Origin of the sequence: Fictibacillus marinisediminis (assembly GCF_023149135.1) — a bacterium.
Classification (GTDB): domain Bacteria; phylum Bacillota; class Bacilli; order Bacillales; family Fictibacillaceae; genus Fictibacillus_C; species Fictibacillus_C marinisediminis.
In genome coordinates, this window is record NZ_JAIWJX010000002.1 from 3,486,093 (window position 1) to 3,508,489 (window position 22,397).

At 44.1% G+C, this 22,397-nt stretch carries 20 protein-coding genes, 1 pseudogene and 1 riboswitch; of the genes and pseudogenes, 4 read left to right on the forward strand and 17 right to left on the reverse strand.

Annotated features, from left to right (window positions below; genetic code table 11):
- Positions 1-69: 69 nt before the first annotated feature.
- Both LCY76_RS18615 and LCY76_RS18620 read right to left on the reverse strand, forming a co-directional pair.
- On the reverse strand, positions 70-249 hold the full coding sequence (locus LCY76_RS18615) for a hypothetical protein (RefSeq protein WP_248253861.1): 180 nt from the start codon (positions 247-249) through the stop codon (positions 70-72).
- Between the two features lie 86 nt (positions 250-335).
- Positions 336-1,235: a cation diffusion facilitator family transporter gene (locus tag LCY76_RS18620; RefSeq protein WP_175501840.1), complete on the reverse strand. Its 900-nt coding sequence runs from the start codon at positions 1,233-1,235 to the stop codon at positions 336-338.
- A 253-nt stretch (positions 1,236-1,488) separates the two neighbouring features.
- On the opposite strand from LCY76_RS18620, the gene LCY76_RS18625 reads away from it, so the two are divergent.
- The gene (locus LCY76_RS18625) at positions 1,489-1,830 is read left to right on the forward strand and encodes a YmaF family protein (RefSeq protein ID WP_248253862.1); all 342 of its coding nucleotides are present in this window, start codon (positions 1,489-1,491) and stop codon (positions 1,828-1,830) included.
- A gap of 15 nt (positions 1,831-1,845) precedes the next feature.
- Here the strand turns inward: LCY76_RS18625 and LCY76_RS18630 are convergent, their stop codons facing one another.
- From LCY76_RS18630 to LCY76_RS18675, 9 genes and pseudogenes are all read right to left on the reverse strand, one after another.
- Entirely contained in the window at positions 1,846-2,283 is a 438-nt protein-coding gene (locus LCY76_RS18630; RefSeq protein WP_248253863.1) for a GtrA family protein, read from the reverse strand.
- Positions 2,284-2,324: 41 nt separating this feature from the next.
- Positions 2,325-4,025 (reverse strand): DUF6044 family protein, encoded by a 1,701-nt coding sequence (locus LCY76_RS18635; protein WP_248253864.1) that lies wholly within the window; start codon positions 4,023-4,025, stop codon positions 2,325-2,327.
- Positions 4,026-4,068: 43 nt separating this feature from the next.
- Positions 4,069-4,962, reverse strand: a complete 894-nt coding sequence (gene galU, locus LCY76_RS18640; RefSeq protein WP_248253865.1) for a UTP--glucose-1-phosphate uridylyltransferase GalU — start codon at positions 4,960-4,962, stop codon at positions 4,069-4,071.
- A gap of 180 nt (positions 4,963-5,142) precedes the next feature.
- The gene (locus LCY76_RS18645) at positions 5,143-6,129 is read right to left on the reverse strand and encodes a Gfo/Idh/MocA family protein (protein ID WP_248253866.1); all 987 of its coding nucleotides are present in this window, start codon (positions 6,127-6,129) and stop codon (positions 5,143-5,145) included.
- Positions 6,130-6,312: 183 nt separating this feature from the next.
- On the reverse strand, positions 6,313-7,305 hold the full coding sequence (locus tag LCY76_RS18650) for a CobW family GTP-binding protein (protein ID WP_248253867.1): 993 nt from the start codon (positions 7,303-7,305) through the stop codon (positions 6,313-6,315).
- 657 nt (positions 7,306-7,962) lie between these two features.
- Positions 7,963-8,042: riboswitch (SAM riboswitch) on the reverse strand.
- Between the two features lie 182 nt (positions 8,043-8,224).
- Positions 8,225-9,114: pseudogene (locus LCY76_RS18655) on the reverse strand (manganese catalase family protein).
- A 60-nt stretch (positions 9,115-9,174) separates the two neighbouring features.
- Positions 9,175-9,399, reverse strand: a complete 225-nt coding sequence (locus tag LCY76_RS18660; protein WP_053357041.1) for a YuzF family protein — start codon at positions 9,397-9,399, stop codon at positions 9,175-9,177.
- 121 nt (positions 9,400-9,520) lie between these two features.
- Positions 9,521-11,254, reverse strand: coding sequence for a glycine betaine ABC transporter substrate-binding protein (locus tag LCY76_RS23935; protein ID WP_272885638.1), 1,734 nt, complete (start codon positions 11,252-11,254; stop codon positions 9,521-9,523).
- Positions 11,251-12,459, reverse strand: coding sequence for a quaternary amine ABC transporter ATP-binding protein (locus LCY76_RS18675; RefSeq protein WP_248253868.1), 1,209 nt, complete (start codon positions 12,457-12,459; stop codon positions 11,251-11,253). Before LCY76_RS18675 ends, LCY76_RS23935 begins: the two co-directional genes overlap by 4 nt.
- A 367-nt stretch (positions 12,460-12,826) precedes the next feature.
- Here LCY76_RS18675 and cls point away from each other — a divergent pair, with 367 nt between their 5' ends.
- The gene (gene cls / locus LCY76_RS18680) at positions 12,827-14,275 is read left to right on the forward strand and encodes a cardiolipin synthase (RefSeq protein WP_053357038.1); all 1,449 of its coding nucleotides are present in this window, start codon (positions 12,827-12,829) and stop codon (positions 14,273-14,275) included.
- 116 nt (positions 14,276-14,391) lie between these two features.
- Here cls and cccB read toward each other — a convergent pair whose 3' ends face one another.
- Together cccB and LCY76_RS18690 are read right to left on the reverse strand one after the other, a co-directional pair.
- Positions 14,392-14,715 (reverse strand): cytochrome c551, encoded by a 324-nt coding sequence (gene cccB, locus LCY76_RS18685; protein ID WP_248253869.1) that lies wholly within the window; start codon positions 14,713-14,715, stop codon positions 14,392-14,394.
- Positions 14,716-14,732: 17 nt separating this feature from the next.
- Positions 14,733-15,611, reverse strand: a complete 879-nt coding sequence (locus tag LCY76_RS18690; protein ID WP_248253870.1) for a LysR family transcriptional regulator — start codon at positions 15,609-15,611, stop codon at positions 14,733-14,735.
- Between the two features lie 105 nt (positions 15,612-15,716).
- Here LCY76_RS18690 and LCY76_RS18695 point away from each other — a divergent pair, with 105 nt between their 5' ends.
- Positions 15,717-16,823, forward strand: a complete 1,107-nt coding sequence (locus tag LCY76_RS18695) for a citrate synthase/methylcitrate synthase (protein WP_248253871.1) — start codon at positions 15,717-15,719, stop codon at positions 16,821-16,823.
- Positions 16,824-16,870: 47 nt separating this feature from the next.
- Here LCY76_RS18695 and LCY76_RS18700 read toward each other — a convergent pair whose 3' ends face one another.
- The 4 genes from LCY76_RS18700 to LCY76_RS18715 form a co-directional block, all read right to left on the reverse strand.
- Positions 16,871-17,416 carry a bifunctional transcriptional activator/DNA repair enzyme AdaA gene (locus LCY76_RS18700; protein ID WP_248253872.1) on the reverse strand — a complete coding sequence of 182 codons (546 nt, stop codon included), beginning with the start codon at positions 17,414-17,416 and terminating at the stop codon, positions 16,871-16,873.
- Between the two features lie 24 nt (positions 17,417-17,440).
- A complete protein-coding gene (locus LCY76_RS18705) occupies positions 17,441-18,481 on the reverse strand; it encodes a methylated-DNA--[protein]-cysteine S-methyltransferase (RefSeq protein WP_248253873.1) in 1,041 nt (346 codons plus the stop codon).
- 131 nt (positions 18,482-18,612) lie between these two features.
- The gene (locus tag LCY76_RS18710; protein WP_248253874.1) at positions 18,613-19,659 is read right to left on the reverse strand and encodes a hypothetical protein; all 1,047 of its coding nucleotides are present in this window, start codon (positions 19,657-19,659) and stop codon (positions 18,613-18,615) included.
- A gap of 72 nt (positions 19,660-19,731) precedes the next feature.
- Positions 19,732-21,009 carry a murein hydrolase activator EnvC family protein gene (locus LCY76_RS18715; RefSeq protein ID WP_248253875.1) on the reverse strand — a complete coding sequence of 426 codons (1,278 nt, stop codon included), beginning with the start codon at positions 21,007-21,009 and terminating at the stop codon, positions 19,732-19,734.
- Positions 21,010-21,483: 474 nt separating this feature from the next.
- On the opposite strand from LCY76_RS18715, the gene LCY76_RS18720 reads away from it, so the two are divergent.
- The gene (locus tag LCY76_RS18720) at positions 21,484-22,287 is read left to right on the forward strand and encodes a nuclease-related domain-containing protein (RefSeq protein WP_248253876.1); all 804 of its coding nucleotides are present in this window, start codon (positions 21,484-21,486) and stop codon (positions 22,285-22,287) included.
- The last annotated feature ends 110 nt before the right edge of the window (positions 22,288-22,397 follow it).

Genomic DNA, 22,397 nt, shown 5'->3' on the forward strand with positions numbered 1-22,397 from the left:
GGTTTACTGCCCGCCTGCGGAAGTGTTGTGATCCGGGATAATTGTCGTCCGTTTTCCGGAAGCATCATGCTAGGCTTTGTTTGACTGTGAACTGGCTGAGTTATCTTCATCTTCTGTACCAAAATCTCCAATCGAAACGACTTTCAGCCCCAAATCACTTAAATTATCATTTAATTTCCCGCGAAGATCTTTATCAAACGTTTCAGGAGCTTCTTCCGTATACTCAAGCAGAACATGAATAGATTTCATTTAATCTTTCCTCCTTTTAAAGGATTTGTTTATGCAACCTATTCCCGATTTTTCTTGTGATAAACAAAAAACACCCAGGCAGGGTGTCAATTTTTGTCAGGAAAATACGGATTAATATGAATAAATACCTCAGATATATCCGGAAATCTTTTTTGTATCTCGTCTCTTAAATCTCTTGCAATATCATGGCCTTCTTTAATGCTCAGATCATAATTGAGCGAAATTCTTAAGTCCAGAATGATGTAGTGGCCATGTGTCCTCGCTCTCATGCGGTCAATCCGCTTCACTTCTTTAAATTCCATGACAACTTTTCGGTACTGCGTCAGCAGCGGTTTTTCAATATTCTTATCCATCAATACATCAACGGATGAACCGAGCAGTTTCAGTGAGATTTTCAGGATAAGGAAAGCGACGATCAGACTGGCCGCAGCATCGCCGTATAAGAGATAAGGCAAGTTGAATTTATCCCCGATAATGGATAGTATGACACCAAAAAAAGCAGCGAGGGAGGCTACAATGTCAGCTTTGTGGTCAAACGCGATCGCTATTATGGCTTTGCTGTTGTATTTTTCACCCAGCTTCATGGAGTTATGGTAAAGCAGGTGCTTTGCAATATAAGAAAATAGAGCGGCGAACAAGGCAATGTACTCAGGTGCTTTCGGTGTTCCGATTAAGCCCAGGATGCCTTCAATAACAATATATATAGAAACAAGAAATAAAATAATACCTACAAAGCCTTCACTAAGCACTTCAGCTTTACCATGTCCGAATGGATGGTCCTCATCAGGCGGCTTGTTGGAGATTCCTACCACGGCCAGTACAGCAATAGAAGCTACAATGTCTGCAGCGGAGTGTATACCGTCCGCAAAGACCGATTCACTTCCTGCAATCAGCCCGACCGCAACCTTTCCAATGGTTAATATACAGTTGCTGATCAGAGCCAGCCAGGCCACTTTTTTACCTATTCTTTCTCTTTCATGTACAATCTCCATGTTCCCCTCCTAAAATAATGTTTCCCAAAGGAAAAAAAAACCCTAAGCCGAAGGCGGCTCAGGGCAGGTATGTGATTTTGATTTTTGGGTTTTTCATATCCATCATCCTTATAATTTACGGCAAAAGTCCAGTTCATTAATCATACTCTTTTCATAAGAGAAAATCAATGAAACATAAAATTTTGGAAAATAAAACAAAACAGAACATAACTATTGAGTAGACCAAATGCTACAGGAGGAGATTCTTATGAACAACAAAGTGGGAAAGGATGATTTTGTCCAAGGATTTGTTCCCAACCACAATCATGGTTCCGTTGATTATACTTCCATGGCTGGAGACCACGTCCATCAATGCCTTGATGTCACTTCTCCGCCCATTCCTACACAGGACGGAGGCCACATCCATTTTACGGAAGGATACGTAATGTTTGAAAATGGCCATAACCACCATTACCGAGCCTATTCTGGTCCGCCTATTCCAGTAGGCAACGGCATGCATGTTCACTATTACGACTTTTATACAAGTGTAGACGATGGCCATCAGCATCATGTAAAAGGGGTAGATCATCCCGCACCCGGAACAAAGTAAAGAACTGTTAGTTTATTACTCCCGCGTCATAGTGCCCGCCTTACCAGAGCTGCTGCTCTCCGTAAACACGAAGCGTTTTTGTCCGGCATAATTCAGAACCGTATACAGTCCTGTTCCTATCAAAACAGCGGCATCTTTGGCAAAGTGTTTTGGCAGAGGAAGGATTGCTGAGAAGGCCCAGTCTGCGATCCGAATTCCGGCATAATAGGCGATAAAATAGCAGAGAAAAATGACGATAGCAAACCGCACCATACTTCCCGCTACTGGTGAGGAGCTTCTAAACGTGAACATCCGGTTTAGCACATAGCTCACACATGCGCCTACTGCGTTTCCTGAAAAGGTTGCCAGCCAATATGATACATCTGCTGCATGAAGCAGCAGATAGATCACCGATAATCCGACCAATGTATTGATTACACCAACTATCAAAAATCGTACAAATGAATGTTTCATTTCTCATCAGCCAACTCTTCCGGCTACTCCTTTTGCCATTTTTAGTCCATTTTTTCAGCACGATACAAATAAATCCTCCAGGCTGATTCTTTGTGAGAAAATGCTTTTACAAAATGCAGGTGATTTTCTTCTGCATTATCAATCGGAAGCGCAGAAAAGATATACCGGCCTCCCATTTGAGTAAAGACTTTCGTGTTCAGCTGGAGATGCTGAATGCGTTTCTTTGAATGTTTCGTGTAATGGTACTTCTTTCCCAGCTCATCTGCAAAAAGATAGCACCGGTTTCCCCATTGATCAAAGTAATTTTTTAGCATCCGGTCTTTATCAAGTTCTTTGGCAATGATTCTGCGGAACTCATGCTTATAAGACAGCGGATAATAATTGTTGTATGTATCAAGGGTGTAAAAGCCGTTATACTGGGCGATGGCAGGATGGATCCCGATGCTCGCCACACGATAGGAAGACTGCGGCTTTCCGATATAGTGTTCCATCTCCTCGAATTGTTTGACGGCATAAAACTCCTTGAAGGACGGCGCATGGACAACACGATAATAAATTTCCTCATGAGCACAGCATAAAATAAAAATCTGAAGAGCCAAACCGGCCTTTATCCATGTCCGCCAGCCTTCTATTTTCCATAGAATCCAGCTTCCTAAAGCAAACAAAACATAAATAACGAGCGGGCGCAAAAAATGAAAACGTGCAAAATTGAACGTCGCAAGAAAAGAAACCTTCTCCTTTACAGGCGTCCAGCCCTTGTAAAACCAAAAGGCATACCAGACAGACAGCAAGAAGTTAAGCAAGAATAAGAGAAGGAACGATTTTTTAATCTCGCCACTGCTTCTATCTTTCCAAATCTTCCAAAGCGCAGCAAACATAATGGGTATAATGACCGCTGAATGTAAAGTGAGGACATGCGTGTGGCCCAGAAAATAGTTTTTGAAAACAAGCCGTATTGTATGCCAGAACGAAAGCTTCGAGCTCATGAATTCATTCCGGCTTGTCGGTGCTTCAGGCACTACCAGCGAGTATACGAGTCTATATTCAATCAGCAAATAAAGGACCGTCATCAATACAATGCTGAATAAAAAGCGCATGTTCCACCGCTTTTTTGTAACTGCATCATAAAGCCAGATCACACCCACTGCAGTGAGAAAAAAGAAAAATCCAAGCACAAAACTGGAGTATAGGGGCAGGAGTAAAAGCGTAAGCCATTCCCTCCAGGTTTCTTTGTGCTTTCTAATATTTAAAAATGCCCATAAAGCAAGGGGCTGCCCTAGCGTACTGAGCATTCCCGACGGCCAAAAGGGAGTCAGTGCAAAGGCCAGTGAAACCCACACGGTTATGGGATAAGCCTTTTCATCTTTCATAAAATGCTTCGACAGCAGCAAATACATCCCGATGAACGCAAAAATCCGGGTAATCCCCTGGCTTATGGCATAAGCTGTCATAGGCGGAAACCAGTGATGAAGCCATTGGATCAGACTGAACTCAGTTCCGAAAGCATTCCTGGGAAGGCCGTTGATAATTTGCGGAATGACGGTGTCCATCGGACCGAACAGCTGCCCGCTTTCTTTTAACACCTTGTACCACGCAATGTTGGAATCCATATTGTCATGTACTCGGATATGAGAATGCTCACCGAGAATAAACGGAGGGGCCATGAACAAAACCAGCAGCACCCATGCCAATGTCAGATGTTTATTTTCCGGACTCAAGGCTGACCAGTATTTCACAATCATGGAACCCCTTCTATTTAGGATACGCCCTTAAATCGGCAATGGCTTACAGTTTTGGATCAGCCTGCACGTTCATCAGCTTTTCTTTTAAATAATGCATAAGAGGCTCGTTAAGCTCTTTGTTCTTCAATGCAAATTCAATCGTGGTTGTTATAAAACCAAGTTTGTCCCCTACATCATACCGATCACCCTCAAACTCATAAGCATATACGTTCTGTTCCTGGTTCAGCCTATGAATGGCATCGGTAAGCTGAATCTCCCCTCCGGCCCCGATTTCCTGGTTATCGAGAATGGAAAAGATCTCGGGAGTAAGAACGTAGCGCCCCATGATCGCCAGGTTGGAAGGAGCTTCGCCTTTTGAAGGTTTTTCTACAAAATTGGAGACCTCATACAGGCGTCCTACTTGTTTTTTCGTTTCAATGATCCCGTACCGGTCTGTTTCTTCTTCTGGAACAGGCTTTACCCCGATAACAGATGATCCTGTTTTCTCATACTGCTGGATCAGCTGGCGAATGCACGGTGTTTCCGATTGGACAATATCATCACCAAGCAGAACAGCGAACGGCTCGTCTCCAATAAATTTCCTTGCACTCCATACAGCATGCCCAAGCCCCTTCGGCTGCTTCTGGCGGATGTAATGAATATCTGCCATTTCTGACGAGCGCTGAACTTCCTGAAGCAGTTTCACCTTTCCTTTGCTGAACAGACTCTGCTCCAGATCAAATGAATAATCAAAATGATCCTCGATCGCACGTTTTCCTTTACCTGTTACGATCAGAATATCTTCTATCCCGGAATTAATCGCTTCTTCCACAATGTATTGAATGGTTGGTTTGTCTACGATAGGCAGCATTTCTTTCGGCATTGCTTTCGTGGCCGGCAGAAATCTCGTCCCAAGACCTGCTGCCGGAATAATGGCTTTCTTCACTTTTTTCGTCATGTCTTCCACTCCTCATTGCCTAATAGTTTCCCTATCTATGTAAATAAAAGGATCGTCACCTTTAGTGTGACCAATGCACTCTCATCCAAACCCCCATTTTCATATGGTACGTACTATTTCATTCTCACAGCCTATCTAAACAAGAACTGCCCAGAAAAAACTCTGAGCAGTTCAAATCGTTTATTTTCGGTCGCTTGGATAGACAACACCAATCTGGCTGCGGACTTCATCCATAATCTCCATGACTGTAAGAGAATTTTCGTGAGAGTTGATGTCTGATTCCAGTTTTCCTTGCTTAATCAGAGAGATGAATTCTTTTGCTTCATAATACATCGGTTCATGTTGGGCTGTTTGAGAGACATCTTCCACCGATCCGTCTCGATGGCGGATCTCAACCTTTTCCGGTGTATGAATCCGGTCAATGATGATGCTCCCTTTCTCCCCCTGAATTTCAGAAGGAAGGAACGAATCCGTAATCTTTGAATACGTAATGACAGCCTCCATCGACTCATACGTCAAAAGGACGCTGCCTTCCCCATCCACACCGGATTCCAGCATAACCCCGCTCGCCTTTACGCTGATCGGCTTGCCGAACAGAACTACAAGCGGATAGATGCAGTACGTTCCCAAGTCCATGAGCGCTCCATTTGAAAACTGAGGCTTAAACGCATTCAAAATGTTTCCTTCTTTATAGGCATCATAGCGGGAAGAATACTGGCAGTAGTTTCCCACGTATCTTCTTATGGTCTCGATCTTGGGCAAGCTTTCTTGAATTGCTTTGAATCCCGGAAGCATGGTTGATTTTAGCGCCTCCATCAGAACAATCTTGTTTGCTTTTGCCGCTTCGATCATTTCTTTGACTTCCTCTGCGTTGGAAGCAAGCGGCTTTTCACAGAGCACATGCTTGCCATGGTTCATCAGCGTGATGGCATGCTTCGAGTGAAAAGAGTTCGGGCTGGCAACATAAACCGCATCGATCACATCGGATTTTGCCATCTCTTCCACATTGGTAAAAACCGTATGTACCCCATGCTTGCCCGCGAACTCTCTCCCTTTCTCCTCCGTTCTTGAATAGACGGCACCCAGCTTAAAGTCTTCCAAGTCACCTGCTGCTTTCAAGAAAGCATCGGTAATCCAGTTTGTTCCGATTACTCCAAAACGTATCACGATATATCCTCCTTCAACTTACACTCTTATCATCATGAATTAATGTAGCATGTTTTATACGATTTTGCTGAATAGGAGATTGTGTGGTTCGTGGTGTTGCCGGGTAACTTTTGCATTTCCGCGCATATTTGTCCCAAAACGGCGGGTAAACCTCCGCCACTGAATCCAGCTTGCCAAACGGACCTAGATGCTGACGGTTTGCAGCACTTCCTGCTGAAAAGAAACTCGAATTTCCTCAATCGGCATGTTATAGCCAATTAAAATGAGGCATGTCCTGCAATCTTGATCTTCCATCCGCTCCATTTCTACTTCTTTCGATGCAAATTGGAATTGATAGAGTCCGGAGGGGGACGCCAGTGATACCATTCCTTTTCCTCGCAGAACACTTTCCGGCAGTTTTTTCAGCCATTTTTCAAACCGGATCCGTTCAACCGCCGGGAAATCTTCTATTTTAAATGCCTTAAATGGATGCTCATGATGGTGGTGATCTTCATGTTCATGATGAGAATGCCCAGCATTTCCTGTTCCCTTGCTTAGCGATACCGCGACCGTGCTCATCCGTTTCTTCAGCAGCTCGTCAAGTTCCACCTCGCCATATACTGTCTCGAGGATCTCTACTTCCGCTTTTAATTGCTTTCTAAGCTTTTTATAGATTTTATCTTTCGTTTTCTCGTTAACAAGATCCATCTTGTTTAAAAGAATAAGTGTAGCGCTCGTTATTTGTTCATTGAGCATCTCGCGTATCTCTCTTGAACTGGAGAATATGCTTTGATACTCAAGAAACTTACTTGCATCGGCCAGACTGATGATCGATTGGGTTTCAAAACCGTCACGAAGCCGCGGATCCGTCAGTGCTTCAAGAATTTCCTTCGGGTTTGCAACTCCTGTACCTTCAATCAGCAATACATCGACAGCGTTCTCTTCCTGTAAAAAGAACTGCAGTTCCTCGCGAAGGTCGTCCTGGATCGTACAGCAAATACAGCCATCCAGCATCTCCAGCATTTTTTCGCCTTTGAACATATGCCCTTCTACATTCACTTGTCCGAGTTCATTCAGAACGATGCCCGGCTTGAGCCCCCTGCTTTTAAAATCCGACAGCATCTTCAGCAGCACGGTCGTTTTCCCGCTCCCTAAAAAGCCGCTTAATATATAGGTTGGTATCTTTGGTTGAGACATAACAGGATCCTCCTTAAACAAAATAAAACGTAATCATTATGTTTTATCATACCATGGTTAAAATACGGACTGCAGAAAATCAAACAATTTACATAAAAATCAAAAGACCCTATCCCGCTTTTGTGAGATAAGGTCTTTTCAGACAAAAGGTCACCCTTCATTCCTCTTGTCCGGATAAATTTTATGCCAGATGAAGAGTCCGATAACCCAAAGCAAGGTCAATAGACTCCAATAGAACGTAAACATGCGCTTCCTCCCCTGTTTTTTTACAAATTAAAATGACACTTTTCTTAATGATTGTTGCTTTGGTTGGGAGCATTTTTGTAAAGAAACCTTCATTGCTAAGTTGATTGGAGTGCAAGGTGCGAGACTCCTCGAAAATGAATTTCACATTTTCTTCGTGCGATATAACGCTGCCGAAGCCTTCCTTGTCCTGCGGGACGAGCGTGACAGGTGAAACCCGCAGGCGCAAGCGCCGAGGGGTTCAGCGCACGCCCCGCGGAAAGCGAGCATCCTGGAACGGAAATCAACCACTCCCAGGAGCAACAAAGGTTACGAAAACAGCCAATTAAAAAGACCCGCTTAAACAGGTCGATTCCTGTTTAAACGAGCCTCTAGATGTCTAGTCAGCTCTTACTGTATGTAATTAAAAATAGATTCTTGTCTGAAATTGGCACCGCCTATTTGCGGGTTGCCGGGCTTCATAGGGCCAGTCCCTCAGCCGCTCAGGATAAGCATTTATTTTTTAGTATAGTACCTTAATTTTCGGATGAATGTCAAGGTTTTCCGGGTGAAATAGTATGAATAATAAAGTAGGATCCATTATTTGGAGTTAGGCTCAATTATTCCTGAGTTTGGCTCAATACCCACAAAGACAGAAGCCGAACCGCAAAAAACTCATCAGCGACCCGGCATCCCCTTATATATTCGACATCAGCCGCTTCAAAATCCGCTGATAATCATCCTGATCAATGCCCGGAGCAAACTCTTCAGGCAGCTCCTCAAAATCAGGAACCTTTGCTCCTTCCGGCATGCCGTCAATGACCGTTAACTGCTGTCCCGTCTCAGGATTTTTTCCTTTCCAGATTTTACTGATATCCCGGTACTCCGGCTCCCCCCATGTATATAAAACATTGGAAAGCCCTTTATCTATAAATGGCTTAGCATAATCAAACTTGTTGTTATCCAGGCTCGGCACGGGCAGCATCTTACCAACTTCAACCCCTGTTGCCACTTCCAGTGCTTTGGCATAAGCGATGATATGAGTGCCGCCGCGGACGAGCAAATAACCGATCATCGTTCTTGCGGTTGGGTGATCGGTCATCTCATAACAGCGCATTTTATGGGATCTTGCCCCGATTTCGAGCAAATAGTTATGAAGCAAATCACCCACAAGATTTCCGGAGTTGGTGACAAAGTCTCCATTCCACGGCCGGCCCATTCCGTCCCCCGGGTAAGCAGCCTGTGCCGTTGTCGTAAAGTGGAGGGAATAACGCGCATCTTTTCCATTCTGAAGAGGCGTACTGTCAGGGTTGCCTGGAAACGTATTTCCGAACGACATCAGATTAATTGTGTTGGCGACGAGCTCGACGTGGCCGAACTCTTCTGCCGTAATACTCGCAACGAGGTCATAAAAGGGTTTAAACTTCTTTTTCCCCGAAAATTAAACGATTGATACATATAGTTATTTAACGTGGACATTTCACCAAACTTGCCGCCCAATAGTTCCTGAACCGCCGCGGCTCCGTTCATGTCACCATGTTCCGGCCTAGGAAGCTCTATCGCTATTTTGTTCACACGCTTCATCATCGTGCCTCACCCCCGCTGTGATCCGTTCTACCTCAATGCTTATGCGTGGCGAAGGTTGTATTATTCGGGAACCAATTGCGGATTTGGCACGACCCAAATGATCTGCTGAGTTCTGATATAAAAGGAGTTTCCCGCTGATTCTACGACGATGTGATCAGGAACAACCTGTTTAAGCGTTCCTCGAACCGAGCCACGTTCCGTCTGGACGACAACCGGCTTGCTTACAACCGACTGCAGCGCTTGATACACATATGGATCACTCACAACCCAGTTAATGTTATTCATGCTGACCTCTCCCTTACGTACAATTTGCAGTATTCCCTATATGTTTATTAGGAGAATTTGGCCATTAGTCTACCTAAAAAAAGAGAACAGCTTTCAGGAAGCTGTCCTCAAGAAGATCAAATTATTTTTTTAAATCTTCGATGGAATCGATCGGCATATATTTTGGAACGGTCAGACCTAATTTTGTACCTTTTAGGTTTGGACCAAGATCTTCAAATTTGCCTTTATACTTGTTGTAATAATCCTTATGCGTTGTCGGCAGCCATGCCGCAACCATAGCGTCAGCACTTCCATCAGCCACACCGGCGAACATCGGTCCGGCTTCAACTTGCTGAAGTTTTACTTTATAGCCTTGCTGTTCAAGAACTTTGGCTACTACGTTCGTACTTGCAATTTCGGATTCCCAGGCCACATAGACAAGCTTGACTTCTTTTCCGTTGCCTTTTTGTGCGCCTTTCGTCCATTTGCCTACTTCTTGTTTATGAGATTTCACCCATTTCGCTGCAGCTTTTTCAGGCTGTGCTCCATCTTGAACATCCACCATGACTTCTTCCATGTCAGAAGGTTTCCAGAAGAAATGATCCAGGATTTTGTTAGCACCTGGATTTTCCTGTTTGAACCCTTTTTTCGTTAAGGTGTGAATGGATTCACCTTTACCATATGACCCTTTAGGATCTTTCAGGTATTTAAGATCGTACTTACTGAACATCCAGTGCGGCGTCCAGCCAGTAACGATGATCGGTTCTTTCTTTTCATACGCTTTTTTCAATTCAGCGGTCATCGCTGCGGCTGAACCTTCTTTCAGTGTCCAGTCTTTCTTCAGACCGTAGTCTTTCATTGCTTTTTCTGTTGATTTCATCAATCCGGCACCAGGATCGATACCCGTTATTTCATAGTTTACCTGGTCACCAACATTTTTAGAGCTGGTTTCACTTGGTTTTGCCTGGCTGATCGCTACTGCCGCGTAAGCTACGATTAGCAGACCTGCCAATACAGAATAAACGATTTTTTTATTGATGATATTGCCGAAAAGCGGTTTTCGCAAGTTCTGAGAGATACGGTCCAGAATGATCGCGATGATAACGATCGAAATTCCCGCTTCAAAACCTTCACCGACTTTAATTTGAGTAACAGCACGGTAAACTTCTGCTCCAAGTCCAGGTGCACCAACAAGTGAAGCGATAACGACCATGGACAGGGCAAGCATGATGCTCTGGTTCACACCAGCAAGGATAGTTGGTGCAGCAAGAGGAAGCTGAACTTTAAACAGCTTTTGCCCTGTTGTTGAACCAAAGGCCTCTGTGGCTTCAATTAAATCTTTCGGTACTTCACGGATTCCGAGATTCGTAAGACGGATCGTCGGAGGCACCGCGAAAATAACGGAAGCCAGGATACCCGGTACAACACCGATTCCGAAAAACAGAATAGATGGTATTAGGTAAACAAAGGCTGGCATAGTTTGCATGAAGTCCAGAATCGGTGTGATAATCCGTTTGGCCGTATCATTTTGTGAAGCCCAAATTCCAAACGGTATTCCGATCACGATGGTCAGGACAACTGACGACAATACGAGTGCGATCGTATCGACGGTCGCATCCCAATATCCAAGATTGTCGATTAACAATAATCCAACCAATGTAAAAATGGCAACTCCCCATCTGCTCGTATAAAGAGCAAAAAGGGTAATAATTAAAATTAACAAGATAGAAGGACCTATCCCAAGAAGAGTAACAAGGTTGTCAAGAAGCCCTTCAATAAATCCAGTAATAGCATTAAAGACAGGATCAAACGTATTTGTGATCCAGTCTACTAGATGGTCAACCCATTGTGCTAAAGGGATTTTCGGAAAATTCATTCGTCATCCTCCTTTCCGTTCAGCCCATCGCGGTTTCCAGCAAGCGCGCCAATGACAGCGCCCCGGATGATAACTCCTTTTAACCGTTTTTCTTCATCAATTACGGCAAGAGGAATATTAGTATTCGCCATCGGTTCAAGCAAATCTGAAAGAAGTGTATCTTCACTTGCAGTCAGCACATCTTTATTCATGACTTCCTCGATCGTCTTGTTTTCCTTTATGGCCATAGAGGCATCATCCGCTGTTACGGCCCCAAGCAATCTTTGCTTGCGGTCAACGATAAAGATGCTTGAATATCCTTGATCTTTCATAATCTGCAGCGCGACCCTCGGGCCTCTGTCAGGAGAAATCTTTTCTGCCCGTTTCATAACGTGAGAAGCGGTAAGAACGCGTGATATATCCACATCTTCTACAAATCGCTCAACGTATTCATTGGCAGGATTCATCATAATTTCTTCAGGTGTTCCGATCTGAATGATGCTTCCGTCTTTCATAAGGGCGATGCGGTCGCCGATACGTAAAGCTTCATCCAGATCATGTGTAATGAAAATGATCGTTTTTTTCATGGATTCCTGAATTTCAAGAAGTTCGTCCTGCATGTCTTTCCGGATCAGCGGGTCAAGGGCACTGAATGCTTCATCCATCAAAAGGATATCAGTATCGCTTGCCAGTGCTCTTGCAAGGCCTACACGCTGCTGCATCCCGCCGCTCAGCTGGGACGGCATCTGATTTTCATACCCCTTTAATCCGACGATTTCAAGGGATTTCATTGCTTTCTCCTTGCGTTCCGATGGGGAGACATTTTGTATTTCCAGACCGTACTCCGTGTTTTCTAACACGGTTTTATGAGGAAATAATGCGAAGTTTTGAAACACCATGCTGATCGTCTTGCGTCTCACTTCTCTAAGTTGAGAGGTAGGCATTTTCACGATGTCTTCATTATCGATAAGTATTTCGCCGCTTGAAGGATCGATCAGCCGGTTGATCATTCGAATCAATGTGGATTTTCCGCTTCCGGATAACCCCATGACCACGAAGATCTCACCTGGATAGATATCAAACGATGCGTTATTTACACCGACCGTGCTGCCCGTTTCTTTTAATATGTCTTTCTTGGAGTAACCCTTTTTCAGTAATTGAACGGCAGCTTTCGGAGATTTGCCAAATACTTTGGTTACATTTCTAATACTCACTTTTGCTTCCATTAACATCACCTCTAGTTTCACGACATTTTTCGACAACGATTAACCGCAACTTTTTAATTGTATAGAAGTTTCTTAGCTGCACCAAATTATGTATCCTTTGATATAAGGGTGTGTGACAGTTACTATTAGGAATCCCAACAGTTAGCCATAATATACTTACATATAAGAAGATATCCTCTTATATCCTCCCATATGCTTTCTTTCGCAATAGTCATTAGGAGATAAATGGTACTATGATACGTTTTATTTATGGTTATGGAAAAAAATCAATCCGGTCATACTGCTTGTTATTTGAAGAACTGGGAATATACAAGGAGAGTATGGTATGTTATACATCTACCGTACTCTTGCTTGTTAAGGAGAATTTATGCATATTTTTTCTATATTACTTATGCTTGTTACCATTTTGAATATATTGCTTGCGGCCGTCATCGTATTTCGGGAACGCCGTGATGCCAGTTCCACCTGGGCATGGCTCCTTGTCTTAGTGTTCATTCCTTTAGGTGGCTTTTTTCTTTATTTATTGTTCGGGCGAAACTTAAGCAGACACCGGCTATTTCAATGGGATGACCGAAAAAAGCTTGGTTTGGAGAAAACCTTAAAAAGCCAGATGAAGCATCTTCGGGACGGGTCCTTTGAGTTTTGCAACGAACCCGAGAGAGCAAGCCAGGACTTGATCTACATGCAGCTCGTCAATAACGAGGCTCCCTTTTCACGGGATAACTCCGTTGAAATTTTTACTGATGGAGGGAAAAAGTTCGAGAATCTGATTCAAGATATCGAACGGGCAGAACATCACATACACCTGCAATATTACATTATTAAAAAAGATAATCTTGGCAGAAAGATAAGGGATGTCTTGGTCGAAAAAGCAAAACAAGGGGTTAAGGTCAGGGTCTTATATGATGAATTGGGATCACGAAGACTCACCAAGCGCTTTTTCTCCGAGCTCCGAAAGGCCGGGGGAGAGGTTGAAGTCTTTTTCCCCACAAGGTTTGCCTTTATTAATTTTCGGATGAACTACCGAAATCACCGGAAGATCGTTATTATCGACGGCAAGATCGGTTATGTCGGCGGTTTTAACGTAGGGGATGAATACCTGGGGCTTAACCCGAGGTTTGGGTTTTGGCGTGATACACACTTAAAGATTCAGGGCACAGCCGTCCACTCCATGCAAACCCGTTTTATACTAGACTGGAACCAAGCCTCATATGGACATGATATTGATTATGATCCTGTCCTTTTTCCTGAGGAAATCGGCAAAGGCGCTATCGGCATGCAGATTGTTACGAGCGGGCCAGAATCGGAGTGGCCGCAGATCAAAGACGGCTACATCAAGATGATCTCCCTTGCCAAACATTCGATCACCATTCAAACCCCGTACTTTATTCCTGATGCCAGTCTGCTGGATACACTGCGGATCGCCTGCCATTCGGGGGTAGACGTAAAGATCATGATACCGAATAAACCCGATCATCTTTTCGTATACTGGGCTTCGTTATCCAATATCGGAGACTTGCTGAAGGCAGGTGCAAAAGTCTACATTTACGACAACGGCTTTATCCACGCTAAATCCATCGTCGTCGATGATGAGATTTCATCTGTCGGAACGGCTAATTTTGATATTCGAAGCTTGAAGCTGAACTTTGAGATCAATGCATTTATATACAACAAAACAATAGCCAAAAAGCTGATGGACGCTTTTCACGAGGATGTAAAGCTTTCCCGTAAATTAACGTGGGAACAATATCAGGAGCGTTCGAAGTGGATCCGCTTCAGAGAATCCATCTCCCGCCTGCTCTCTCCCCTCTTATAAAACACAAAAACCGCCTAAAAAAGGCGGTTTTTGTCATGATTATTGATAATCTCTCAAAAACATCTCGTTTACTGATGCTAAAAAAGCCAGTGAGTTTGTAAAACAAACGAATTTCCCTATTGGTGTTCTTCCTTGAGCCACTCCGCCACAAGCCTCGCGTCTCCGCCAGTCAATATACCAGCCGGCATGCCGTTTCGCCCTTTTAAAATAATGCTCATGATTTCTTTTTCCGAATATTTGCTGCCGATATGTTTTAGTGAAGGCCCTGCTGCTCCTTCAAGATTGTTTCCGTGGCAGCTGGCACAGTTTTGCTTGAACACGCTGTCAGCTGCTTCGAGATTTTGCTTTTCATGCTTCTTCTGCTCGTCCTGTCCGTTATTGGATGAACATGCAGCCAAAAGCAGCATCGCCATACTGATCATGGCCATTTTCTTTTTCATGGGTTTCTCTCCTTTTTTTAAATTCTATGGTTGGAAACAAAGGAAAGGAATTCTCTTTGTTTGGAGTGATCGTATTTTGTGAGTGCATAGGTATTGGCTTCAGGCAGCTGAATAGAATGGCAGTCCACTTCCAGCATCCTTCCCTCCAGCAGTTCTCGCCTGACTGTAGAGGCAGGCAGAAAGGATACCCCAAGCCCTTCTATAATGAATCTTTTCGTAATATGCACTTGTGACACTTTCATCATTCGCACACCAGGATATTTAGCTTTAATCGTTTTAATCAAGCCTCCCCAGTAACCTGGGTGATTATGAGTCAATAGATAATTGGATTGGAATACTTCTGCTTCTTCCAGAGGCGGTGCGGATTCTGAATCCCGACCATCGTGTGTACAAACAAAGATCACCTTGTCTCTGTATAGGAGATTACAGATTAAATTGGAATTGGCTGTAGGAAGACATGATAGACCAATATCCACTTCATCGTTCAATACCGCTTGTTCGATGTATTCTGATTCTATGATTTTCACCGATATTTCCGTTTCAGGATGCTTATTTAAGTATCGCTTCAGCACAAAGGGAAGAATCGTGTCAGCGATCAGCGGTGAGATGGCAAGGACCAGCTTGCTCGTATAGCCCTGGCTGAAGGAAGCAAGATCTTCAAGACCGTTTTCATAAACGGCAATCAGCGTTTTGGCATGATCCAAGTACCGTTTTCCATCTTCCGTCAGTTTAACTTTCTTTCCTTCACGATGAAAGAGAAATACCCCGATTTCTTTTTCAAGCTGCTTAATATGAACTGTTACGGAAGGCTGTGATATGTAAAGAATCTCTGCTGTTTTTCTAAAATTCCCCGTTTCCGCCGCCGTTAAAAAGGTATATAGCCAATTAAACTCCATTATTATCTCCTTATTAATGATCCTAATCAAGTTCTTTAAAAAGATTTAATTTTCTTAATTATATATATTCTATACAATGTTACCAAAGAAGAAAAGGAGAGATGATTGATGGAAAAAGGTCTTAAAGGTGTTGTGGCAGCACAGACATCCATCAGCCATGTGGATGGCCTGAATGGAAAATTGCTGTACAGAGGGTTAGATATCGGCGAAGTGACAAAACGCTATTCCTTCGAAGAAACAGCCTACTTTCTATGGCATGGAAAATTTCCAAATGAAGATGAACTGAACGATCTGAAGAATGAGTTAAAAAGAAACAGGAAGCTTTCAAGTTCGATCAAAGAGATTATTGATCACCTTCCAAAGAACATGGATTTGATGAGTGTGATTCGAACCGCCATCTCTTCAGAAGGCTCTGAAGAATATGGCTGGAAGCCTACGATTGCTCAAGCGATTAGACTGACAGCGCTCGTTCCGAGTATCATAGCCTACCGCACACGCAGCATGGAAGGAAAGCCTTTTGTTTCTCCTCGCGAAGATTTAGATCATGTTGAAAACTATCTTTATATAATCAATGGTACAACACCATTAAAAGCACATGCTGAAGCGCTGGAAACGTATATGATCTTGACGCTGGAGCATGGGATGAATGCTTCAACCTTTTCAGCAAGGGTAACAGCTTCCACAGAATCGGATCTCGTTTCTGCTGCAACATCAGCCATTGGGACGATGAAAGGCCCCCTTCACGGAGGTGCCCCTTCCGGTGTGATCGCACTGCTGGATGAAGTGGCGGAAGCAGGCAATCCCGAAAGAGTAATTCGAGAGAAGCTAGTTCGTGGTGAGAAGCTGATGGGATTTGGCCATCGCGTATATAAAACGCTTGATCCGAGAGCGGCCGCTTTAAAGGAGCGTCTCTTAAACATGACAGGAAAAGACCAATGGCTTGATCTGGCTCTTGAGACAGAACGCACGGCTGTTGCTCTATTGCACGAATTTAAACCAGGACGATCACTTTATACGAACGTAGAATTTTATGCTGCAGCGATTATGAAGGCCATTCAAATGGATGACGAGCTGTTCACGCCCACCTTTACGGCCAGCCGAATGGTAGGCTGGACCGCCCATGTTCTTGAACAGTCAGAAGACAACACGATATTCAGGCCCGAATCGGTTTATATAGGGCCGGCACACACCAAGGAGGATGTGAAGAACTGAATTCGATTCCAAAAAACACAAAGCACTTCCCCAAAGGAGAAGTGCTTTTACTTATTCCGAAATTCACTGGGTGAACAATCCAAGACCGTACGAAAGACTTTATAAAAATTGGACGGACTTTGAAACCCTGCTTCATAGCAGATTTCGAGATTTGTAAGGCTTGTATTTTTAAGAAGATGGGCGGCCTTGTCTACCCGTATCTTCTCCAAATATTCCCTTGGCGTTTCTGAGGTCGCCTGTTTAAATTGCCGTTCCAGATAAAACGGACTGACACCGGCAAAATCGGCAATGTCCTGAAGAACGAGCGGTTCTTTATAATGCTGAACAAGAAATGATTTGACGCTTTTGACGAGCTCCATCTGAGGAGAAAGCCCGGCATCCGGCTGGCATCGTTTACAGGCACGAAAGCCCGCCTCTACTGCTTCAGGAATAGTTTCATAGAAATCCACGTTGATCTTCTTCGGTTTTCTTGAGCGGCAGGAAGGACGGCAATAAATTTTTGTCGTTTTGACAGCAGTATAAAATAAACCGTCATACGAACTGTCGCACGCCATAATTTTTTCCCACATCTCATCAAATGAGAAATTGTCCATCTTCACTGTCCCCTTCCTGTGCTTCTATTGTAAACTTCTGTTATTTTCAAGTTCAAGTAAAAATTGTTTTCGCTCCAATCCACCCGCATACCCTCTCAAGTCACCATTATCCCCGATCACCCGATGGCAAGGAATAAGGATGCAGATGCGGTTCTTGCCGTTTGCGTTGGCCACTGCCCTGACTGCTTTTGGACGCCCCAGATGCTCCGCTTGCCCTTTATAGCTGCGCGTCGTGCCATAAGGAATATCCTTCAGCGCTTTCCAGGTTTGCACTTGAAATTCCGTTCCAATGCTGGCAACCGGCACGGAAAATTCCCTTCGTGAACCCGAGAAATATTCCTGAAGCTCTACACCTAACTGGCGGCTCAATGGACTTGATCTCTTTTTGAGATGGGCCTTAAGTCTCTTTTTCAGAAAAACAAGCTCAGTCTCAAGCGCCCGGCGGTCCATAAATTCCAGCAAACAGCATTCACCCTCATAAAAACAGGCGATCAAAACACCGATCGGCGTCCAGTATCTCTGGAAGCTAAGGGTATTCGGGAGGTCTTCGTCACGGTTGCTTTCGTTGCGGAGCAAGTCGTTTACCCGCTTGACGTACACGTACTTTTGCAGATCTCCGTCATGCTGCTTCAAAAACCATCTGCTAGCACGGCGATAAGAGGAATCATCCGGAGAGATCTGCTTCAAATATTTTTCCGGATGTTGTTCCTTCTGTATCAGGTCAACAAAGTGCCGGATGTCCTCTTGTTCGGTCCCATGGGTTAACGGCTTGCAAACTTTGCATTCTCTGAAACCGAAGGAGACGAGATCAAATAATCTTTTGGAAAAGACGGTGTTCTGCCTCTGGGGAGGTGTAGCGCTGCAGCCAAAGCGGCATGCGATGCCAGTTGTCGTCACGCCGATATAAAAGCCGGCGTTTTCATCCTTCCTCAGCAGTTTTTCGTAAAGGGCAGCATGCTTATCGTTTTCTGGTTCAATATAGTCATACCGTTTCTGAAGCATAGGATTCACCAAAAGCAAATCATTGCCTTGATGCAGTTCGTTAAACCGCTTGATCTGATTCATCTCATCACTCACCTCTTCATTATTCTGCCCTCATTCTATCAGCTTTCATCGGTGTAAATCGTCCTCATTCTTGCTCTTATGGTCTTACTCGCCCTGTAAAAAAAGACATGCCCTTTATCCAGGGTATGCCATTACTTATTCTTATTAATATCAGGGTTGGCCTCCATAATGGCATTAGCGGTGTCCCATACAGCCGGCAAAAAGCTGATCACTTCCTGTGCCCTGTCAAAAATATCTCTTGTGGTAGCTATACCTAAATCAGCGAGGAGTTCGGTAAACGCAGGAGCCAGTGATTCCTGCAAATCAGGCGGGGCGTCTGCTGTAAGAATCGTTCGGCATCGCGCAAACGTGGCTGCAATCCAAAATACAGCTTCACGATGAAAACCGTCCTGAATCAGTTTCCTGCTTCCATCAATGGCGATCGGACGGGCGATTTTCGTAATATCTGTACTGAAAAAGAACGGCGTCCTGGAGACCGCCGCTGCACCATCAAAGGTTTCTTCAAGGTTGGCTAGGTGGTGCTCCACTTTTTCAGAAGTAAAATGCTCACAGCCGAGCAGCCTCAATAGATCCGTATAAAACCCCTCCTGTCCGTATCCCACCAGTACCTCGCGCGCTTTAAGGTAACGGAGCCGGACGGTCGGATTCTGCATGGCAGCAACGAGAAGAACGTGGGTCGTGACCCCAGCCGGAAACAGCCAGCTTGTTACTTGTTCATGAATCGTTGCATTCGGCTGAATCGCAGCGAGCCCGGATTCAATTCTTCTCATGGCGTTTTCGCATCGGCTCCTCACCGATTTTTTCTCCGGAAAATGCTTGGACACTTGCTGCTGGAGTTTCTGCAAATGTCCTGTGGGGTCAGCAATGATCGTGTTCGTACGGAAGCTTCCTGCCAGGTGGTAAGAGGATAGCACTTCTCGGGCTGATTTTAATAATTTTTGAGATAGATAAGTAGCTTCCAGCAAGGTATCACGATAGAGAAACTTTCCGGGTTTCAGCGGTGGTTCATCCTCCGCAGTAACAAGCACAATATCGACGTCTGATCCAACCGGCAGTTCATCATCATCAGCCAGGCCAATGGTCGATCCGCTCAAATACGCCCCCAAAAACCATTCTTCAGAGCTGGCGTTTTCCTTCACCCAATTTTCCGCGTTTTTACGAGCTTGACCGGCTTTCATCTTCTCACCCCGCTTTTTTTATTAATAAAAAGGGAAGCATGGAGATGTCTCCTTGCTTCCCTGATGTGTTGATTAACGAAGATATGGGATTGGATTTACAGCGTTTGATTTCGCGTAGTTCCACTCACCTTTATGAAGTTCGAAATGCAAATGCTGTCCAGTGGAATGTCCAGTATTACCCATCGTACCAAGTCGTTGTCCTTGAGTTACACTTTGTCCTGTGCTGACTGCACGCTCACTCATATGTGCATAAACAGTCGTGTACAGCTGGCCGTCAATGTAAGAAGAAATAAATACGACATTACCGTAAGAAGACGATAGGTAAGAACGGGCAACCGTACCTGAAGCCGCTGCTGAGATCGCATTGTCCGATCCAGCTTGAGCGATATCGATTCCCGGATGGAAATCACTGCCGCCAAAACGCTTGCCAAATGGCGAAGAAACGTAGCCATTGGCAGGCCAGATAAAGTTCGCTGAAACACTTGGCTCGCTATGAGTCGGCGCAGGTGAAGGCGCTGACTCATGACGCTCTTGTTGGCGTTCAGCCGCACGTTTGGCTGCCTCTTTACGGGCTGCTTCTTCACGCTTGCGCTGTTCAGCTTCTCTTTTTGCTCTTGCCATCTCTTCTTTTACCGCTTTTTCCTGTGCGGAAAGAATTTGATTTTTCTCTTCAATACTTGTCACGTCTTCATGAAGATGCGTTTCCTTCTTCTTTAATGAAGCGGACAGTCTGTTTTTTGCTTCTTTTTGGGCACTGAGCTTATCATTCAGCCCATTTAATTCCTGCAGCTTCGCATTCAAGGAATTCAGCTTTTGTTCTACATGCTGTTTATCCTCTTCTACTGCTGCTTTATCGCGTTTTTGATCTTCCAAAATGGACTTATCAGATTCTGCGATCAAATTTAATGAGATCAAGCGGTCAAGGAAATCACCGAAGTTTTGTGAGCCAAGTACGACATCAAGGTACTTCACCGCTCCGCCGCTTTCATACATGGAACGGACACGCTCTTTTAAGATCGCATCGCGTTCTTTGATGCGTTTTTGAATCTTGGCAATTCGGTCTTTCAAGCTTTGAATCTCGTTTTTCGTATCATTGATTTCTGTTTTTTTCGTCTGAATATCGTTTAGGGTCTGCTGCAGAGTAGACTCAATTTTTTGCAGTTCCTCAAGCACCTGGTCCTGCTGTCCTTGCACGTCTTTAATTTCTGCATTCTTTTCTTGCTTTTTCGCCTGATTTTCAGCTTGCTTTTTATGTATCTCACCCAACGTTTGCGCATGAGCAGAAGTGTATGTAAAAGCGCTCAAGCCAATGCTTAGAGATAATAACCCCTTTAATATCTTTCTTTTCAATGGTATTGCCTCCTCCATACGTTCTCCTACACCCTCTTTTAATCCCAAGTGCAATTATATCATTTAGAAGATGGAGTTTTTGGGCAATTACATTACAACTATATTTCAAAATGTTACAAAACTCGCTAAAATGACCTAAGAAATGTAAGAATGAGAGACTAATTGACAGAAATGAAGGGGTTTTACTTTGTAGGAACTGACAATGAATGAGGATAATGTAGGGGTTTTTGTGAAAATTAAGCCGGTTTAGTTGAGCGCAGTTATCTGAATTTTTAGTTTGGATCAATTATTTTGAGTTACGCTCAATTAAATGTTGTTCGGCTCAATTAATTGAGCGTTCGGCACAATTCCTCTCCTTTTCCGCTCAATTCTTCACCTAAACTCCCCACCCGCTCTCCTCCCTCCATAAAACCACCCTTCTAAAGCAGGAAAATCTACTAAAAAAGAGAAAACTATCTAATAAGGAGTGTTGCTATGATCGTCAAACCAATACAAATCCCTCTTATCATCAAAAAACTAGAAGCCTTGCTTCGCAGACTGCCCCCAAACCATCCAAAACGGCCAATCATCGAAAAAGAGCTGGCCAGCCGGTTCAAAGGATACCGCGGCGAACAGTTCCTCGACTTTTATCTGCAAGAAATTCCATCGAAGGACCACCTTATCCTCCATGACATACGCCTTCCTGCTCTCAACAGTCAATTTCAAATGGATTTGCTTATTCTTACACCCTATTACCTTCTCAATCTAGAAGTGAAGAATTTTTCAGGCTCACTTCTTTTTGACGAAACACATCAACAGCTGATTCGTACACACGAAGGTAAAGAAGAAGGATTTGCATATCCGATCATACAAATCCAACGCCATAAAAAGCTGTTAACCGAATGGCTTACAAAGAACCGTCTACCACCGCTCCCCATTGAATGCCTCGTTGTTATCAGCAGTCCCCGGACCATCATTCGAACCAAAGGCAGTCCTAGTAACCTCAAGTACATTACCCGAAGCTCTTTAGTCCCTGAAAAAATAGAACACCTCAACCAACTGCACACAAATGAGATTCTGAGCAAAAAGCAGTTAAAACGGTTGTCCAATCTTCTTATCAAACAGCATACATCTCAAACATTCGATCCCCTCGAATACTTCCTGATTCCTAAAACCGACCTTCTCATCGGCATACATTGTCCCAAATGCTTTACTCTCCCCATGAAAAGAAAAAGAGGAAAATGGGTCTGCATTGCCTGCCTTCATTCTTCAAGCGATGCTCACATTTCCTCTTTATAAGATTATTTTTTACTTATTCAGCCAACGATCACCAATCAGCAGTGCCGGCACTTTCTTCAGCTTTCGTCTCGATTTATCGCTCAGGATCTGCTTTCCGCCATGAACCTCCG

Excerpts from the sequence above, each read along its gene's own strand:
- LCY76_RS18615 (WP_248253861.1), bottom strand. The coding sequence starts at position 249 with ATGAAATCTATTCATGTTCTGCTTGAGTATACGGAAGAAGCTCCTGAA.
- LCY76_RS18625 (WP_248253862.1), top strand. The coding sequence starts at position 1,489 with ATGAACAACAAAGTGGGAAAGGATGATTTTGTCCAAGGATTTGTTCCC.
- LCY76_RS18630 (WP_248253863.1), bottom strand. The coding sequence starts at position 2,283 with ATGAAACATTCATTTGTACGATTTTTGATAGTTGGTGTAATCAATACA.
- LCY76_RS18635 (WP_248253864.1), bottom strand. The coding sequence starts at position 4,025 with ATGATTGTGAAATACTGGTCAGCCTTGAGTCCGGAAAATAAACATCTG.
- galU (WP_248253865.1), bottom strand. The coding sequence starts at position 4,962 with ATGACGAAAAAAGTGAAGAAAGCCATTATTCCGGCAGCAGGTCTTGGG.
- LCY76_RS18650 (WP_248253867.1), bottom strand. The coding sequence starts at position 7,305 with ATGTCTCAACCAAAGATACCAACCTATATATTAAGCGGCTTTTTAGGG.
- LCY76_RS18660 (WP_053357041.1), bottom strand. The coding sequence starts at position 9,399 with ATGAATAACATTAACTGGGTTGTGAGTGATCCATATGTGTATCAAGCG.
- LCY76_RS23935 (WP_272885638.1), bottom strand. The coding sequence starts at position 11,254 with ATGAATTTTCCGAAAATCCCTTTAGCACAATGGGTTGACCATCTAGTA.
- LCY76_RS18675 (WP_248253868.1), bottom strand. The coding sequence starts at position 12,459 with ATGGAAGCAAAAGTGAGTATTAGAAATGTAACCAAAGTATTTGGCAAA.
- cls (WP_053357038.1), top strand. The coding sequence starts at position 12,827 with ATGCATATTTTTTCTATATTACTTATGCTTGTTACCATTTTGAATATA.
- cccB (WP_248253869.1), bottom strand. The coding sequence starts at position 14,715 with ATGAAAAAGAAAATGGCCATGATCAGTATGGCGATGCTGCTTTTGGCT.
- LCY76_RS18690 (WP_248253870.1), bottom strand. The coding sequence starts at position 15,611 with ATGGAGTTTAATTGGCTATATACCTTTTTAACGGCGGCGGAAACGGGG.
- LCY76_RS18700 (WP_248253872.1), bottom strand. The coding sequence starts at position 17,416 with ATGGACAATTTCTCATTTGATGAGATGTGGGAAAAAATTATGGCGTGC.
- LCY76_RS18705 (WP_248253873.1), bottom strand. The coding sequence starts at position 18,481 with ATGAATCAGATCAAGCGGTTTAACGAACTGCATCAAGGCAATGATTTG.
- LCY76_RS18710 (WP_248253874.1), bottom strand. The coding sequence starts at position 19,659 with ATGAAAGCCGGTCAAGCTCGTAAAAACGCGGAAAATTGGGTGAAGGAA.
- LCY76_RS18720 (WP_248253876.1), top strand. The coding sequence starts at position 21,484 with ATGATCGTCAAACCAATACAAATCCCTCTTATCATCAAAAAACTAGAA.